Raw genomic sequence first — 15,677 nt, 5'->3', positions numbered from 1 at the left:
TTACCTGTTTTAATCGCTATAATTAGTGGCTAGCTTTATCGGTTAGCTGAGCCAGTAACTTTTGATGCAAGCCACCGAAGCCACCATTGCTCATCACAATGATAGTATCTCCACTGCAGGCTTGGGCCACGGCTTTGGTAATAATCTCATCAATATCGAATAATACCTCAACAGGCACTGCTGCTGTGCTCATAGCAGCGCTTATATCCCAATCGATATTACCCGCTTGGTAAAGATATGCGTTACTGGCTAAGGCCAATGAATTGGCTAAAGTGTCTTTATGCACACCGCTTTTCATGGTGTTTGAGCGCGGCTCTAAAATAACCGTCACTTTCCCCTCACCCACTTTGGCGCGCATACCCGCGAGAGAGGTGGTTATCGCTGTTGGGTGATGAGCAAAGTCATCATAAACTTCAACACCACCAACACAACCAATCAGCTCCATACGGCGCTTTGGTGGCGCAAACTTAACTAATGCTGCAATAGCGGCATCTGGCTTAACACCCACATGTCTTGCTGCTGCGATTGCCATCACTGCATTTTCAATATTGTGCTGGCCAATTAGCGGCCAATTAACAACACCTTGTGAGTCACCATCGAAGAACACTTCAAACTCATGACCGTCTTCACTTAGGTTAGTGGCGTACCAACCTGTTGCAGCGGAGTGTAGATGGTACATCTCCTGTTCGCTCCAACAACCCAGTTCAATAACTTGCTGCACACTTTTAGCATCAGCAGGCCAAATGACTTTGCCTTCACCGGGAACGGTGCGTATTACGTGATTAAACTGACGTTGGATGGCTTTTAGGTCATCAAAAATGTCTGCATGGTCAAACTCAAGGTTATTAATCACCAACGTTCGTGGCTGGTAATGTACAAACTTGGATCGTTTATCGAAAAATGCACTGTCGTATTCATCGGCTTCCACCACAAAAAATGGTGAGCCTCCAAGACGGGCCGATACACCAAAGTTCTGCGGCACACCACCAATTAAAAAGCCAGGTTCATAGCCGCAATCTTCTAAAATCCAAGCCAACATGCTAGCAGTTGAGGTTTTGCCATGAGTACCAGAAACCGCTAATACCCAACGCTCGGCGAGAATATGTTCCGCTAAAAATTGTGGGCCAGAGGTATATCTAAGACCACGGTTGAGCACCGCTTCCACACAAGGGTTACCGCGGCTCATCGCATTGCCTATCACGACAAGGTCTGGAGCATCATCTTCACCTTGTCCTAATTGAGATGGGTCAAAACCTTGAATAAGCTCGATCCCTTGCTCTTCTAGTTGAGTGCTCATTGGCGGGTATACATTGGCATCACTGCCTGTCACTTTGTGCCCTTCAGCTCTTGCTAGCAGCGCAAGGCCGCCCATGAAGGTGCCACAAATCCCTAATATATGTACGTGCATAGTGGTCACTCTGAATTTAAAAATCTGCTTTATTCTAACCAATTGCGCGGCTATTTGTCAGTTAACTATGGTTTAAACTCACTCAAACACAAGATTGCCAATTCAGTGAGATATCGAAGCGGTTTAACAGCTGAATTTACAACGCCACCTTCTCAACCATAAACGCCTAAACGGCTATGCCAGCGTGGCTTGGCATAAATTTGAAACGACTCTAGCGTGATCTTAATCACACAAACGACGCCTTATTAGGTGTAGTATCCAGCCAAAATTAATCTAGAGGAAATTACTCACTGTGCTAATGACGCCGCCCTAACGCTCTGCCCTCCCTATAGCTTTCATTGCTAACTAAGTATCACACTTAATTCTTTGCGCTTGTTAATTTGTTGTCGAATCACTACGACCATTTTCTGCGCCAAAATTTTATCAAAAAAGCACGCATAACACTCCAGCCTTACCTGGTGCGAACTGCCGTGCGTAAACTGAGAGTTCAATGTTTAAAAATTTCAAAATTGATTGGATATCTAATATTCGTGGCGACATGCTCGCGGGTATCGTTGTTGCCTTAGCGCTGATCCCAGAAGCTATCGCCTTTTCGATTATCGCCGGTGTCGACCCCAAAGTGGGCCTTTATGCCTCATTCAGTATTTCGGTGGTTATCGCTTTTACTGGCGCTCGTCCTGGGATGATTTCAGCGGCAACTGGCGCTATGGCACTGTTAATGGTTACGTTAGTCAAAGAACATGGCTTGCAATACTTACTCGCAGCAACAGTGTTAACCGGCTTACTACAGATCCTTGCAGGTTATTTAAAGCTTGGCGATCTTATGCGCTTTGTATCCCGCTCGGTAGTCACCGGATTTGTGAATGCACTAGCAATACTCATTTTTATGGCGCAACTTCCTGAACTGAGCAATGTAACTTGGCATGTCTATGCAATGACATTGGCGGGGCTAGCGATTATCTACCTATTTCCCTATTTACCGGTTATCGGCAAAGTTGTGCCCTCCCCTTTAGTTTGTATTGTTGGCTTAACAGCATTTGCGATGATGTTCGATGTTGATATACGCACAGTAGGCGATATGGGCGACTTACCCGATACCTTACCGATATTCTTATGGCCGGATGTACCACTAAATCTGGATACGTTACTGATTGTATTACCTTACTCTCTAGGACTTGCTGTTGTAGGACTGTTAGAGTCAATGATGACCGCAACCATTGTCGATGATCTCACCGATACCGGCAGTGATAAAAATCGCGAATGTAAGGGACAAGGGATTGCCAATATATCAACGGGTTTACTAGGTGGTATGGCAGGTTGTGCCATGATTGGTCAGTCGATGATTAACATCAAATCTGGTGGCCGTGGACGTCTATCCAGTTTTTCGGCGGGGATCTTCTTACTGATCATGGTGGTATTTCTTGGCCCTTGGCTAAAGCAAATTCCAATGGCCGCCTTAGTTGCCGTCATGATAATGGTAGCCATTGGTACCTTCTCTTGGCGCTCAATTATCGACATGAAGAAACATCCACTGTCGACCAACATTGTCATGTTGACGACGGTTGTCGTGGTAGTGGCGACTCATAACCTCGCCATAGGTGTATTTGTTGGTGTTCTATTGGCATCGCTATTTTTCGCCAACAAAATTAGTCGCATGATGGTAGTAAAGAGTGACAGTGCTGAAAATGACAGCTGTGAGTATCGTGTTATTGGGCAGGTGTTTTTTGCATCCGCTGATAAATTTATTGATTCATTTGATTTTAAACAGGTTTTAGAATCAGTCAGCATCGATCTGTCTGCTGCACATTTTTGGGATGTAACCGCGGTATCCGCATTAGACAAGGTAGTAATTAAGTTTCGCCGTGAAGGGACTCAAGTTAATCTCATTGGTATGAACCAAGCGACTCGCACCATTGTCGATAAATTTGGTGTACACGACAAACCTGAAGAAGTTGAAAGACTACTGGCTGGACATTAAGGATGAGACAGATGAAAAACATAGTTGCATGTATCGATGGCTCTAAGTTAACACTAGCCACCTGTGAAGCCAGTGCGTGGGTTGCACAGAAAGTCAAAGCACCACTAACTCTACTGCACGTGCTTGATAGAACAGCTAGGCCTGTGGTCAGTGAACTATCAGGGCAAATAGGCATTGGCAGTCAAGAAGAGCTGCTCAATGAACTGGTTGAGCTCGATGAACTACGCAGTAAAGTGGCACTGAAACATGGAAAACAACTACTCAATCACGCTGAAGAGCTAGCGCATGTTAAGGGTGTCGATGAAATCTATAAATTACAGCGCCATGGTAGCTTACTTGAAACGCTCTGTGATATTGAACATCAGCTAAGGGTATTAGTTATTGGTCGTTCAGGTGAAGAACATAGCGCTTCAAAAGCCATTGGTTCTCAGCTAGAGAGCGTTGTTAGAAGCATCAAAGCACACACTTTGGTGGTCAGTGAAACCTTTGCCATACCTAGCTCATACATGATTGCCTTTGACGGCAGCGCAACCAGCGATAAGTTAATAGAAAAAGCAAAAAATACCCCTTTGCTCACAGGGCTAGAATGTCATCTTGTGATGATTAATAGCTCAGGCGATCAAACTGCGGCTTTTAAACAGGCATCAAGGCAGCTAAAAGATGCTGGGGTAAGAGTGACCGAGCGAGTATTAACAGGTCATGTCGATACAGCATTACTCGATTATCAACAGCAACAGCAGCTTGGAATGATTGTAATGGGTGCCTACGGCCACTCAAAATTAAGGCAGTATTTTGTTGGCAGTAACACCACACAAGTGCTGTTAAAAAGCACTGTTCCGCTATTATTGATCCGATAATATCCTCCCCTACAGCAGGCTATCTACGGCCTGCTGACTAGGGCTATTGATCTTTCAATGTTTTTATTACTGCGTTACGCATTTTTCACTTAGCTCACTAAGCATCATCGCTCAAGCCTTGCCCTAAAAGCATTGAATCCGAACAAAGACTAAGCTCGAGAGATCAACAGTCCCTAACTCTCCAACCATATTATTGAAAGACTTTAAAATCACCTAACTGTTAATTGCCCAATATTAACACAACGATTTAGTCTCTAATGAAAAGTACAAAGCTCACATTTTTTCTAAAAATAGTGGCAGAACAATGCGGCTTATCACCTTGCTGAACAGCCACTATTTAAGCAGTAGATAACATACGGTATAAGTTAGCTATTGCAGGGCATTTTCTAACGCATAACCACCATTTGTTGTAGAAACACAATTCAGTACATCACTAGAAGGGATACCTTATGTTTTTCGTACATATGCTGTTATTACTGGCTGTCATCTTTGTCGGGATCCGTCATGGCGGTGTTGCCTTTGGCCTTTTAGGTGGGCTAGGTGTATCGATTCTGGCCTTTGTGTTTGGCATTGCTCCTGGCTCGCCCCCTATCAACGTCATGCTGATCATTCTAGCCGTGGTTGCTGCATCTGCGACGCTTGAGGCGACTGGTGGGCTTAAGCTTCTCGTGCGTTATGCAGAAAAACTCCTGCGTAAACATCCGAATCAAATCGTATTTCTCGGGCCGCTATGTACCTATTCACTCACCGTGCTGGTTGGTACTGGTCACTCGGTTTATCCGCTGTTGCCAGTCATCTACGATGTCGCATACAAGAAAGGTATTCGACCTGAGCGGCCACTTGCGATAGCAACTGTTGCATCACAAATGGGGATCACCGCCAGTCCAATCGCCGCAGCTGCCGCAGTGGTTATTGCGACCTCGATGGAGAATAACCTCGATATCAGCTTAGTAGATGTGTTGCTAGTCACTATCCCTTCTACGCTAATCGGGGTTTTAGTCGCTTCAGCATGGAGTTTAACGCGCGGTAAAGATCTTGATAAAGACGAAGAATTTCAAGCTCGCCTGTTAGATGAAGAGTTTAAAAATAGCTTAATTGACCCTGACATTGAAACCAGCGATACGGCTAAGAGTAACAGCATTGCCAAGAAAGGATTAAGCATATTCTTATTGGGGATCCTTGCTGTCATTGGATTGGCAATGTTCAGTAAAGAGTTACTGCCTGAAGGCGTTAAAATGTCGGTGGCGATTCAATTTATGATGCTCTCTGTCGGCGCGCTTATCTTATTAGCCACCAAAGTTGATCCCAAGAAGATCGTCAACAGTAACGTGTTTATTGCCGGGATGACCGCGGTAATTATTATCTTCGGTATCGCATGGTTAAGTGACACCATTATCGGTCATCACAAGAGTTACTTGATTGAATCTGTTAGCGACATAGTACATGCACATCCTTGGTCGTTTGCGATTGCGATGTTTGTCGCTTCGGTGTTTTTAAAAAGCCAAGCCGCTACTTTAACAATCATGCTGCCATTAGGTTTCTCTTTAGGGATCCCTGCGCCAGTATTAATCGGTGTATTACCAGCTTGTTATGCTTACTTCTTTTTCCCATTTTACCCAAGTGACTTAGCAGCAATTAGTTTCGACAGAACGGGCACTACCCATATTGGCAAGTATGTCTTAAATCACAGCTTTATCGTGCCGGGCTTTATCGGCGTGGTGACGGCGACATTTGTCGGCTACTTCATTTCAATGGCGATAAATTAGTAAAACTGAAGACTGATACATAATCAAACTAACCTAGCAGTTGTCTATCTGAGTATACTCAATAACGTGCCTAAAAAGGCACGTTTTTTATTCGCAACGAATGAGCCCTGAGCATAAATGGAAACCAAATGAGTCAATTATTTAGTGAAAGCGATAGCCAAGTATTGGCTGATATTATTCGCCTTAGGCGCGATGTACGCGGCAATCGTTTTAATGATAAACCGGTTTCTCAAGCAACGATTGATTCACTGCTAAATGCAGCGATGTTGGCGCCCTCAGTGGGATATTCACAACCTTGGCAATTTGTGGTTATCAGAGACTTAGTGACCAAAAAAGCAGTTCAACAAACCTTCAGCGAAGAAAATGCTTCTGGCAGCCAGCAATTTAGTGGCGATAAACGAGCTCAATATGACACACTAAAGCTTGAGGGGATTATTGAGGCGCCCATCAATCTAGCGGTATTTTATCAGCCCAGCACAGTAGCCGTGTTAGGCCAAACGAGTATGCCCGAGATGGGCAAGTTCAGCGTAGTTTGCGCGATTCAAAACCTGTGGTTAATGGCTCGTTCACTCAACATCGGGGTTGGCTGGGTCAGTATTTTAGACCCACTTAAGGTTAAGGACATTCTCAATGCACCCGCTGCTTCTGAGTTAATTGGCTATTTATGTCTCGGCTACGTTGATGAATTTCTAGATGAACCAGAACTTAAACAGAAAGGTTGGCAGCAAACAAAGCCTGCTGCACAGGTGGTTTTCAAAGAAAAGTTTACCTAAGGGCTATTTTCTTCGCTGCTTCATCTTTTCGCGCATTTCAGCGACCATATTTTGATACTGTTCAAATTGCGATTCATCTAAAATCTGTTGCATTTGACTATCTCTAGTCTCAGCGGCAACCTTCATTTTCTTGCCTTTATCACGGCGACTGCCCTCACTTTCGTGCAGTAGTTTCATCTCATCATGAAATAACCCCATCACAACTTCTGTTTCTGTTTGCTGCTCATCAGTAAGGCTTAGTTCTTCAGTCAGCTTAGCTAACATTTTTCCTGAATCTGCTCGCTCTGTGGCTGCTACATTGGCGCATGCTGCACTTAGCAGAAGTATCATTACGAATAAAATGCGTTGCATTACTTTACTCCTTTTGTTTGAAGTAATCAGTATAGCCAATGGTTTGTAATGGACATGATGCATAAAGTAAATCACTGTAAAAAAGCAAATAAATACCGAGTTTGAGCATTGAGCCCAATAATATTTAAATATCAAAAAAATATAACCCTTTTTCAAATCAGCGCCGTTTATAACTCACAACAACTCAATTACCTCTTGGCAAATACCAGCCAACTTTTGGAGTCATCATGAATAAATCAACAATCGCGGCAGTAATCTCCGGTCTCATTCTATCAGCAAGCCTCGCGGCGCCAACATTGGCTGCCGAGGTCAATTTCCCACACCTTGAAACTATCGGTAGCAGCAATATTGTAGCTGAAGCCGATATGGCAGATGTTAACGTCGAAGTGATTATCAAAGCAGAAACGGCACAGGCAGCCAAAAAACAATCGGATATAGCTGTCGCAAAATTCATTGAGCGCTTACAAAAAGCAGGTGTTAGCCGCGAGCTTATTCAAAGTGCCAATATCAATCTACAACCACAATATCATTACGAAAAAGGTCAGCCTAATAAACTAATAGGCTACAGTGCCAATCGCCGTGTAACCGTCACTGTTAATGATCTCAGCGAGCTTAACAGTATTTTAGATACCGCCCTCGAGCAAGGCATTAATCGCATCAATCACATTGCGCTAAAATCGAGCAAAGAGGCACAATATATAAAACAAGCGAGGTTAGCAGCAATTAAAGATGCCCAACAAAAAGCAGCTGAATTGGCCGAAGGTTTTGGCGAAGAACTCAATGGAGTTTGGCAAATTCGTTACTTTGACCAACGCCCAGTACAACCGATAATGATGAGAATGAACGCAGAAAGCGACAGCTACAATGTGGCAAAAAGCTACCAACAGGGACAAGTGACGATCCAAGATAGGGTTGAAGTGACATACCGCCTGAAATAGCCTAGCAATAATAAATGCTTATCAATAACTTAAGTTTGATAAGCATTTATTTTTCTACTCACTATAGTGGTCACATAACATATCGAATACCGATGGCTATACCGTCATCTTCTGAAACTGACTGCTTAGCTTCATTTTCTGGATTGGCACTACTGAAATCACTAAAGTCGACTCGACCTTCTAAGTACAAGACCAAGCTGTTATCCCACACATAATGCAGGCCAGCAACGGCGAATTGCCGCTTAAATACATCACCAGGATGTGCCGCTTCATAAGCATCTCCAGCCTCTAAAATATTGTATGAGGCCATAAGCTTAAAGTTATTGTCTAGTAAGTAAGAAGCTAAGGTCTCTAGACCGACCGACTCTTGCAAAAAACGGCCTAAGTTATCGGTGTCGTGGAACTCATTTTGGTTGAGATTCATCGCCGCATAAAAGCCGTGCTCATCCCAACTGCCCCAAGTTAGCCCAAAACCGTAAATATAGTCAGTCTCAGAGATCACTCGACCGCTTGCCGTGGTCCCCTCCGGTTCACCGATATTACCACCAGCGGTAATCACTAACATCTCTGTCGCTTGGTAAGTTAAGCCAATACCATAAGTATTATCGTATTCGGTTGATACCAGTCGATTAGGGTTATTGCTGCCATCATCAGCAATATCAGTCATGCTGCTCTTTAGCTGCATCTGTAGCGCAATGCTCAAGTTCCCCCAATCATTGCGGTACTGAATAACCTTATCACCACGACCCACACCATTGATGGCACCATCAGACTTATTGTAAGTATAAGTCCCTGAGGCGTTACCATCCCATACAAAGCCATAGTTAGTGTTATAAACCACGTCGTACCATGCGCCCCACTGCTTACCAATAGAGACAGAACCATAATTATCATGGCTTAAACCAACATAACCTAAGCGATTATTTAGAAAATCGCCGCTTTGAGTCTCGAAATTACTCTCACTGCTGTAGGCAATTGTTGCATTACCAAAGGGATTTACACCCCACTCTAATTTAACGTAACTTTTCCAGTCACTGGACATCTCTCGAGTAAAGCCGAAATTGATTCTAGAGCTGCCGTTTACAACTTCGGTAACACCCTGGGTATCAATAATACGAGCATCAACAAAACCACCAACTTCAAATGCATTCTTATCATCTTTAAATACTTCAATCGCCGAGCTTGTCGGCACGAAAACCAACGTGGCGAGGGGCAAAATTGCTAGCGCTTTTTTCATAATATCTCCAACCTTGGTTATTTATCCATTTTCTGCTTTAGCGTCATACATTAGCTGGCCTTGATTTTTATAAGCATAATTGATATTCAAAACAGCAATCACTACCCAAAAAACATAGCAAATAAATAGGTTAATACAAGTTGATAACACTAGAAGCATCGCTGTAAGTTGGCGCTGGGAGGTCAAATTGCTTTAGTAGGTTTACTCAATATGATGAAAAGTTTATGACTGGCAAGCTGGTAACGCAGATTGAACATCAAATTAAGCAGCCCAAGACTTGGGCTGCGGTGTAATGTTTATGGCTTAAAGGCCCTTCAGCTTTAGGCACGTTGCCAAGCGAGATAGACCTTATTCTTACCCGAGAACTTGGCCTTATAGAGCGCTTGATCTGCTTCTATGACGAGCTCACTCAGCGTAGTCGCTTGTTCATGTAAAACCGCAATACCCAAACTAATAGTTAGCTCTAATTTAATCTCATCAAACTGAAAAGGCTGTGATGCAACGGCGCTGCGGATCCGCTCAGAAATCGCTGCTGCTTCTTCGCCACTGGTATCAGGTAAAATAATAAGAAACTCTTCGCCACCAATTCGACCTATAAGGTCTTGCTCTTTAAGCAAACGCTGAATACGTTTGGTCGTAGCTTGAATGGTGAGATCACCAACATGATGACCATATTGATCGTTGATGCTTTTAAAGTTATCGATATCAAAAATGATCACCGATACTGACTGCTGCTTTTTGATCGCTTTTTCGAGGATTTTATCGCCTGCCACAAAGGTATACCCTCGGTTAGCAATACCGGTGAGATAATCAGTTTGGGCGCGACCCATAAACACTTTTCGAGAATGTAGCAGGAAGATTATTGCTGCTAATAGCACCACTGCCACTAAAAAATAGATACTGAGCTTAAGTTCACTGATGCGCTCTTTATCTGTGGCGGCTTTCAAGCTCAGCTCCTTGAGCTCGAGCTTATTCGCTAATAACATATTCTCGAACTCTGCCAGTTTAGCGTTATGATCTAATGCGGCTTCTATGACCTTATTATTGATGATGATCTTATTTTGCTCACGCTCTTCATCTATAATTTTTAACAGCGTATTCACTGAACTCAAGTAGTCACGGTTGTCGAATGCCAAAATCGCATCAGCGGTCAGCGCCATACTGGTCATATTGGCAGGGAAACGCGTATCTTGTTTAAAAATAGCCGCCATATTAGCCGCTTTATCTACCTCACCGGTTCGCATATACGCTAATGCCAAAAACAGATGGCTACTGGTGACAAAATAGCGCTCTTGAGTGGTATCTTTAAAGGCAACGGCTTGTTCGAGGTGTGAAACCGCAAGTGAGTAATCGAAGGTCCCAAGTGCCACTCGGCCAGCATTTAGGTAGGCAAAAAAGTAAAAATCTTTAAATTCAGGAGCTTGTTCCGCTAAGGTAAACTGTGCAGCAATATTAACTTTAGCATTATCCCAATCACCAGACTTAATCGCTGAGCTAATCATATTATGCTGCATGTTAAACATGTCTTCTTTGTCGTCTACCGTTTTCCAAGTTTCATAGGCTTTGTTAAAATTATCGTAGGCACGTTTATGTAAGCCTGCAATGCGATATAAACTGCCAGTAGCATTATAGATAACCGCTTTTCTGTGTACATCTAGCTGCTCACCTTTATCAACAATCACCATCGCCTCATCGAGCAGCGCAATCCCTTCATTAACAGTTGTAGCTGTATAATAGCAATAAGCGTTTTGGGTCAGAGTCTTAGCAAGCAATTCTTGATTGTCATGTTGTCGTGCATATTCAAGAGCCTTACGACGGTCAACACAGTAAGCAGCCGGGTCGTTAGTCTGCAAGTAGGCAGCAAAAGAGCGTTCTAAATAACTATCGATCAGTATGTCTGAAATAGGTAGAGACTCAACTTCAGCGATACCTTTATCATAACTTTCAATCGCTAACTCTAGCTGACGAGCCTTCTCATAAGCTTGGCCATAGAGGAAGTACAAGCGCGCACGTTCAGATGCGGTTAATTCATCTTCTGCGATGTCAGCATTATTAAGTGTGGATAGCGCCGTTTCTGGAAAGTTATCTTTAAACTTTGTTTCTAACTGCAGCAGCGTAGTATTCGCATGAGCAGAGGAAAAAAGTGCCATAAAAACAGAACATGTGATCGCGATTATTATTTTTTTATGCATTTTACAACTCTTTAAACTTAACTCTTTATGAGTAGTAAATAGCAGAGTAACACATGAAAAAAAATTGTGAACTTGGTAACTTGATTTAACGCTTTTCAATATAAAATAATGACATAGTCAACACTATAGTAAATATCTATCTATCCCCTTCGAAGACATTAAAGCACTGCCTATTGGCCACATCACTAGTTATCCCAACTACCTACTGAATGTTCTGCGGCCAGACAGGCAAGGTTAGCCTGCAAGCTAACCTTTTAACTGAAGTGTGAACAAGTTAACAAGCTTGCGCTAAGGCCTGCTCGACATCAGCAATGATATCGTCAATATGTTCAATGCCCACGGAGATCCGCACTAAATCTTCCGACACTCCAGCCTTTTCCAGCTCAGCGGCATCGAGCTGCCTGTGGGTTGTTGAAGCTGGATGGCAAGCCAATGATTTAGCATCGCCAATATTGACCAGTCTCAAAATCATTTTTAGTGCATCAATAAACTGTCCGCCAGCCACTTTCCCATCTGCCGCCTTAATACCAAAACTAATAATACCAGAGGCCTTACCGCCAGTGATTTTGTGGCAATTATCATGAAAAGGACTATTAGCCAGCGCAGCGTAATTAACCCAGCTCACTTTTGGGTGAGCCTCTAAATACTGCGCTAAAACTAGCGCATTTTCACAATGGCGCTCCATTCTTAACGCTAAAGTTTCTAGCCCTTGCAGCAATAAGAATGCACTTTGTGGTGCGAGTGCAGCGCCAGTATTTCTTAAAGGAACCACACGGCAACGACCAATAAATGCCGCAGGGCCGAAGGCTTGGGTATAGACCACACCATGGTAGGACGCATCTGGCTCATTAAGCAGCGCAAAACGCTTTGGCTGCGCAGCCCAATCAAACTTACCACTATCAACAATCGCTCCACCGATAGTCGTACCATGACCACCAATATATTTGGTTAGTGAGTGAATGACGATATCTGCGCCATGTTCAAACGGCTTACATAACACCGGGGTTGCTACGGTATTATCGACAATTAGCGGTACACCATGCTTATGAGCGATCTCAGCTAAGCGCTGTAGATCAACAATATTGCCGGCAGGATTACCAATAGATTCACAAAAAAGTGCTTTAGTTTTGTCATCAATAAGTGCATCTAGCTGCTCGAACTCATCAAAACCCGCCATGCGGACTTCAACACCTTGCCTTGGTAGTGTATGTGCAAATAGATTATAAGTGCCGCCGTATAGCTGGCTGGTACTGACAATATTGTCACCCACTTCGGTGAGGGCTTGGATTGCATAGGTGATTGCCGCCATACCCGATGCTAACGCTAGTGCAGCAATTCCGCCTTCAATAGCCGCAATGCGCTGTTCAAGCACATCGGTAGTGGGGTTCATAATCCGAGTGTAGATATTACCAGGCACCTTAAGATCGAATAGATCCGCTCCGTGTTGGGTGTCATCAAAGGTATAAGAGGTGGTTTGATAGATAGGCACCGCGGCCGCCTTAGTGGTCGCTTCCGATTCATAACCATGATGCAGTGCTAAAGATTCGAGTTTCATACCAGCTAGTTCCTATTCCATTTGAATGAAATATGAACATAACAAATAGCCATCTAGAAGTCTAAATGTTTTTTTACTTTGAGTCCAGCTAAGCTAAACGCCTGCTGAGTGGAGTGCATTGGTCGCAAGTTATTGCCATCATATTTGCCTGAAGGTAACTCACTTCAGTACAACCGTGAGCTAGCTATTGCTAGCTCACACAGCAGCGACTCGATCAGTACTAAACCTTATCCAGCAGCTCTGGCTCAAACTGCTCAGCTGAAATCGTTAGCCCTAGCGATGCTATCTTTTCATTTAACTGCTGAAGGTCTTTTTCGACTGTCGCGATAGTTAACGTATTGTCATCCAAACTATAAACTTGCTTGAGGCTGACAAAATAGAAACTTAGGATGATGAAAGCATTTACATCATTGTTTTCAGCGGCCACTTTTATTTTAGCCAGCTTACGATAAATTTGGTTGTGCAGCTGCTTTAGTCGCCAAACGTAATAAACTTCGCGCATATAAGGTTTATTCTTCTGACTATGCAACACACCGCTACAGACAACTAAAGACAGAATCACACCTAATACGTTCAGATGAAAGTTCCCCGTCGACCCGTCATCAGGTAGTGCTGGTGCGCCAAATAACTGAATCAACAATGACCCAAAAACCAGCGACAGTATGGCCAGACTAGCAACAAACGTCGCGATAACAATATTAGTGTTCTTTCGATATGTCTGTTTATCAACGTGCATTAATTGCATTAGTGGCTCTCAAGATTAAGCAGATAGAAGAGCTGCTATTCTAGCACCTTAGCTATCAGTTAATATTCCAAAATCCACCTTGTCTTGGTAAAACATTTGTATTTATCCTTCAATGTTGGCAAGTTAAGTTCTTGCTAAAATAAGTAGCGGTTAATCCTACTTATGTCACAACTTTTACCAAACGTTCACTTTGGCAGTAAAAACATCTAGACGTCTAAATTGACAGGCGTCGCTTGATCTCATATCCTCTTAGCTATTGAGATGTACCATTCTGTGAATTTATTCATTTAAAGCACAGTTTGTTCCAGCTAGGAGGGCGATGGGAACAGTGGTTCGATGACTGATTTAAAATAAGAGAGATAACATTGACGAATTCCAGTAACGCCCCAAAAGCTCAAACAACTGACGCAACAGCGCCATCGTTTCTTGCGCTAACTCCGCTTTTTCTTTTTCTAACACTGTTTATTGGTGCTGGAGTTTACTTTCAAAGCCAAGGTGTCGACTTTGCTTTTTACCAACTACCGAGCGTAGTTGCGATTCTGCCGGCGATTATCTTTGCGATACTGATCTCGAAGCAGAAACTGAATCAATCAATTGAGACATTTCTAGCAGGTATTGGTCATTCTAATATCATTGCAATGTGTATGATCTATCTGCTTGCGGGTGCATTTGCGGCAGTAGCAAAAGCAACTGGCGGTGTTGATGCCACTGTAGCCTTGGGCTTATCACTCGTGCCTTCAAGCTTATTGTTACCTGGTTTCTTTGTCATTGCGGCGTTTATCGCAACCGCAATGGGTACCTCAATGGGCACGATTGCCGCTGTGGCGCCTATCGCCCTGGGTGTTGCCAACGAAGCACAAATTGATTTAGCCATTATGGCGGGCGCTGTTATCTCTGGTGCTCTTTTTGGTGATAACTTATCAATTATCTCTGACACCACCATTGCAGCCACGCGAACTCAGGGCTGTGAAATGAAAGATAAGTTTAAAGAGAATCTTATCTTTGCGATTCCAGCATCTATTATCACTCTAATTATCTTCACTTTAGTTGGCCAAGGACAAGCTGATGTAGCAGCCCAAGAGATTGACTTCATTAAAGTCATTCCTTATCTCACTATTCTGTTCTTGGCAGTTGCAGGCCTTAACGTATTTGTTGTACTGACTGTGGGTATTATACTGGCTGGTGTTACAGGGCTACTGACCATGGACTACGGCGTTATTCAGTTTGGCCAAGATATTTACGCTGGCTTTGGCAACATGCAGGAAATTTTCATTCTATCTATGCTAGTGGGTGGCTTAGCTGCACTTATGCAGCAACAAGGCGGACTAGCCTTTGTTAGCAAGCACATAGAAAAGCTGATTGCTCGATTCTCTAAAGCGAAAGGCGAAGCATCATGCCGCGCATCAGAGCTAGGCATGGCAGGCATTGTGGCAGCGACCAATACTTGTGTAGCTAACAACACAGTGTCAATTGTAGTGACTGGTGATATTGCTAAAGATTTAGCCCAAAAGCATGGCGTAACGCCAAAACGTGCAGCCAGTATTTTGGATATATTCTCATGTATTATCCAAGGCCTAATCCCATACGGCGCACAAGCATTGTTGGTTGCATCAACCTTTAGCTTATCACCATTAGAAGTGGTTACTCACGCATGGTACTGCATGATCTTAGCAGTTGTCGCGGTGCTGATTGTGGCATTTCGTAAACGTGCTTAGTCAATCCGAGTAAGTTAGCTATTATTTAGTCATAGTGTAAATAGCAATAAAATAGCACCTCAAGGGTGCTTTTTTATTGCTAAATAAATCACTGTGTATACGCAAGTTAAAAACAATGCTGAAAATATCTGCACCACCCGAGCACTTTTTGTCATAATGACT

At 43.4% G+C, this 15,677-nt stretch carries 12 protein-coding genes; 6 read left to right on the top strand and 6 right to left on the bottom strand.

Translation table 11 applies throughout. The features are described 5' to 3' along the window. Window positions 1-22: 22 nt before the first annotated feature. Window positions 23-1,408, bottom strand: coding sequence for a UDP-N-acetylmuramate:L-alanyl-gamma-D-glutamyl-meso-diaminopimelate ligase (mpl, locus tag K5R16_RS01420; protein ID WP_220735757.1), 1,386 nt, complete (start codon window positions 1,406-1,408; stop codon window positions 23-25). A 490-nt stretch (window positions 1,409-1,898) separates the two neighbouring features. On the opposite strand from mpl, the gene K5R16_RS01415 reads away from it, so the two are divergent. From K5R16_RS01415 to bluB, 4 genes are all read left to right on the top strand, one after another. Continuing rightward, the gene (locus K5R16_RS01415) at window positions 1,899-3,386 is read left to right on the top strand and encodes a SulP family inorganic anion transporter (protein WP_220735756.1); all 1,488 of its coding nucleotides are present in this window, start codon (window positions 1,899-1,901) and stop codon (window positions 3,384-3,386) included. A gap of 11 nt (window positions 3,387-3,397) precedes the next feature. Next, window positions 3,398-4,243, top strand: coding sequence for a universal stress protein (locus tag K5R16_RS01410; protein ID WP_220735755.1), 846 nt, complete (start codon window positions 3,398-3,400; stop codon window positions 4,241-4,243). Between the two features lie 449 nt (window positions 4,244-4,692). Next, a complete protein-coding gene (locus K5R16_RS01405) occupies window positions 4,693-6,009 on the top strand; it encodes an anaerobic C4-dicarboxylate transporter (RefSeq protein WP_220735754.1) in 1,317 nt (438 codons plus the stop codon). Between the two features lie 128 nt (window positions 6,010-6,137). Then, entirely contained in the window at window positions 6,138-6,782 is a 645-nt protein-coding gene (bluB, locus tag K5R16_RS01400; protein ID WP_220735753.1) for a 5,6-dimethylbenzimidazole synthase, read from the top strand. A gap of 3 nt (window positions 6,783-6,785) precedes the next feature. Here the strand turns inward: bluB and K5R16_RS01395 are convergent, their stop codons facing one another. Next, a complete protein-coding gene (locus K5R16_RS01395) occupies window positions 6,786-7,133 on the bottom strand; it encodes a hypothetical protein (RefSeq protein WP_220735752.1) in 348 nt (115 codons plus the stop codon). A gap of 227 nt (window positions 7,134-7,360) precedes the next feature. On the opposite strand from K5R16_RS01395, the gene K5R16_RS01390 reads away from it, so the two are divergent. Beyond that, window positions 7,361-8,071: an oxidative stress defense protein gene (locus K5R16_RS01390; protein WP_220735751.1), complete on the top strand. Its 711-nt coding sequence runs from the start codon at window positions 7,361-7,363 to the stop codon at window positions 8,069-8,071. A gap of 70 nt (window positions 8,072-8,141) precedes the next feature. Here the strand turns inward: K5R16_RS01390 and K5R16_RS01385 are convergent, their stop codons facing one another. The 4 genes from K5R16_RS01385 to K5R16_RS01370 all read right to left on the bottom strand — a co-directional run bounded on the left by K5R16_RS01385 (window position 8,142) and on the right by K5R16_RS01370 (window position 13,800). Continuing rightward, a complete protein-coding gene (locus K5R16_RS01385; protein ID WP_220735750.1) occupies window positions 8,142-9,308 on the bottom strand; it encodes a porin in 1,167 nt (388 codons plus the stop codon). Between the two features lie 320 nt (window positions 9,309-9,628). After that, window positions 9,629-11,500: a GGDEF domain-containing protein gene (locus K5R16_RS01380; protein WP_259649736.1), complete on the bottom strand. Its 1,872-nt coding sequence runs from the start codon at window positions 11,498-11,500 to the stop codon at window positions 9,629-9,631. A 274-nt stretch (window positions 11,501-11,774) separates the two neighbouring features. Continuing rightward, window positions 11,775-13,055: an O-acetylhomoserine aminocarboxypropyltransferase/cysteine synthase family protein gene (locus tag K5R16_RS01375; RefSeq protein ID WP_220735749.1), complete on the bottom strand. Its 1,281-nt coding sequence runs from the start codon at window positions 13,053-13,055 to the stop codon at window positions 11,775-11,777. 220 nt (window positions 13,056-13,275) lie between these two features. Then, window positions 13,276-13,800: a DUF3087 domain-containing protein gene (locus K5R16_RS01370; RefSeq protein WP_220735748.1), complete on the bottom strand. Its 525-nt coding sequence runs from the start codon at window positions 13,798-13,800 to the stop codon at window positions 13,276-13,278. Between the two features lie 365 nt (window positions 13,801-14,165). Here K5R16_RS01370 and K5R16_RS01365 point away from each other — a divergent pair, with 365 nt between their 5' ends. Next, complete coding sequence (locus K5R16_RS01365; RefSeq protein WP_259649735.1) at window positions 14,166-15,515, top strand: Na+/H+ antiporter NhaC family protein; 1,350 nt, start codon at window positions 14,166-14,168, stop codon at window positions 15,513-15,515. The last annotated feature ends 162 nt before the right edge of the window (window positions 15,516-15,677 follow it).

Source organism: Shewanella sp. c952, assembly GCF_019654975.1.
GTDB lineage: Bacteria > Pseudomonadota > Gammaproteobacteria > Enterobacterales > Shewanellaceae > Shewanella.
The sequence above is the reverse complement of the archived record's forward strand: the minus strand, read 5'-3'. Positions and strand labels throughout refer to the sequence as shown.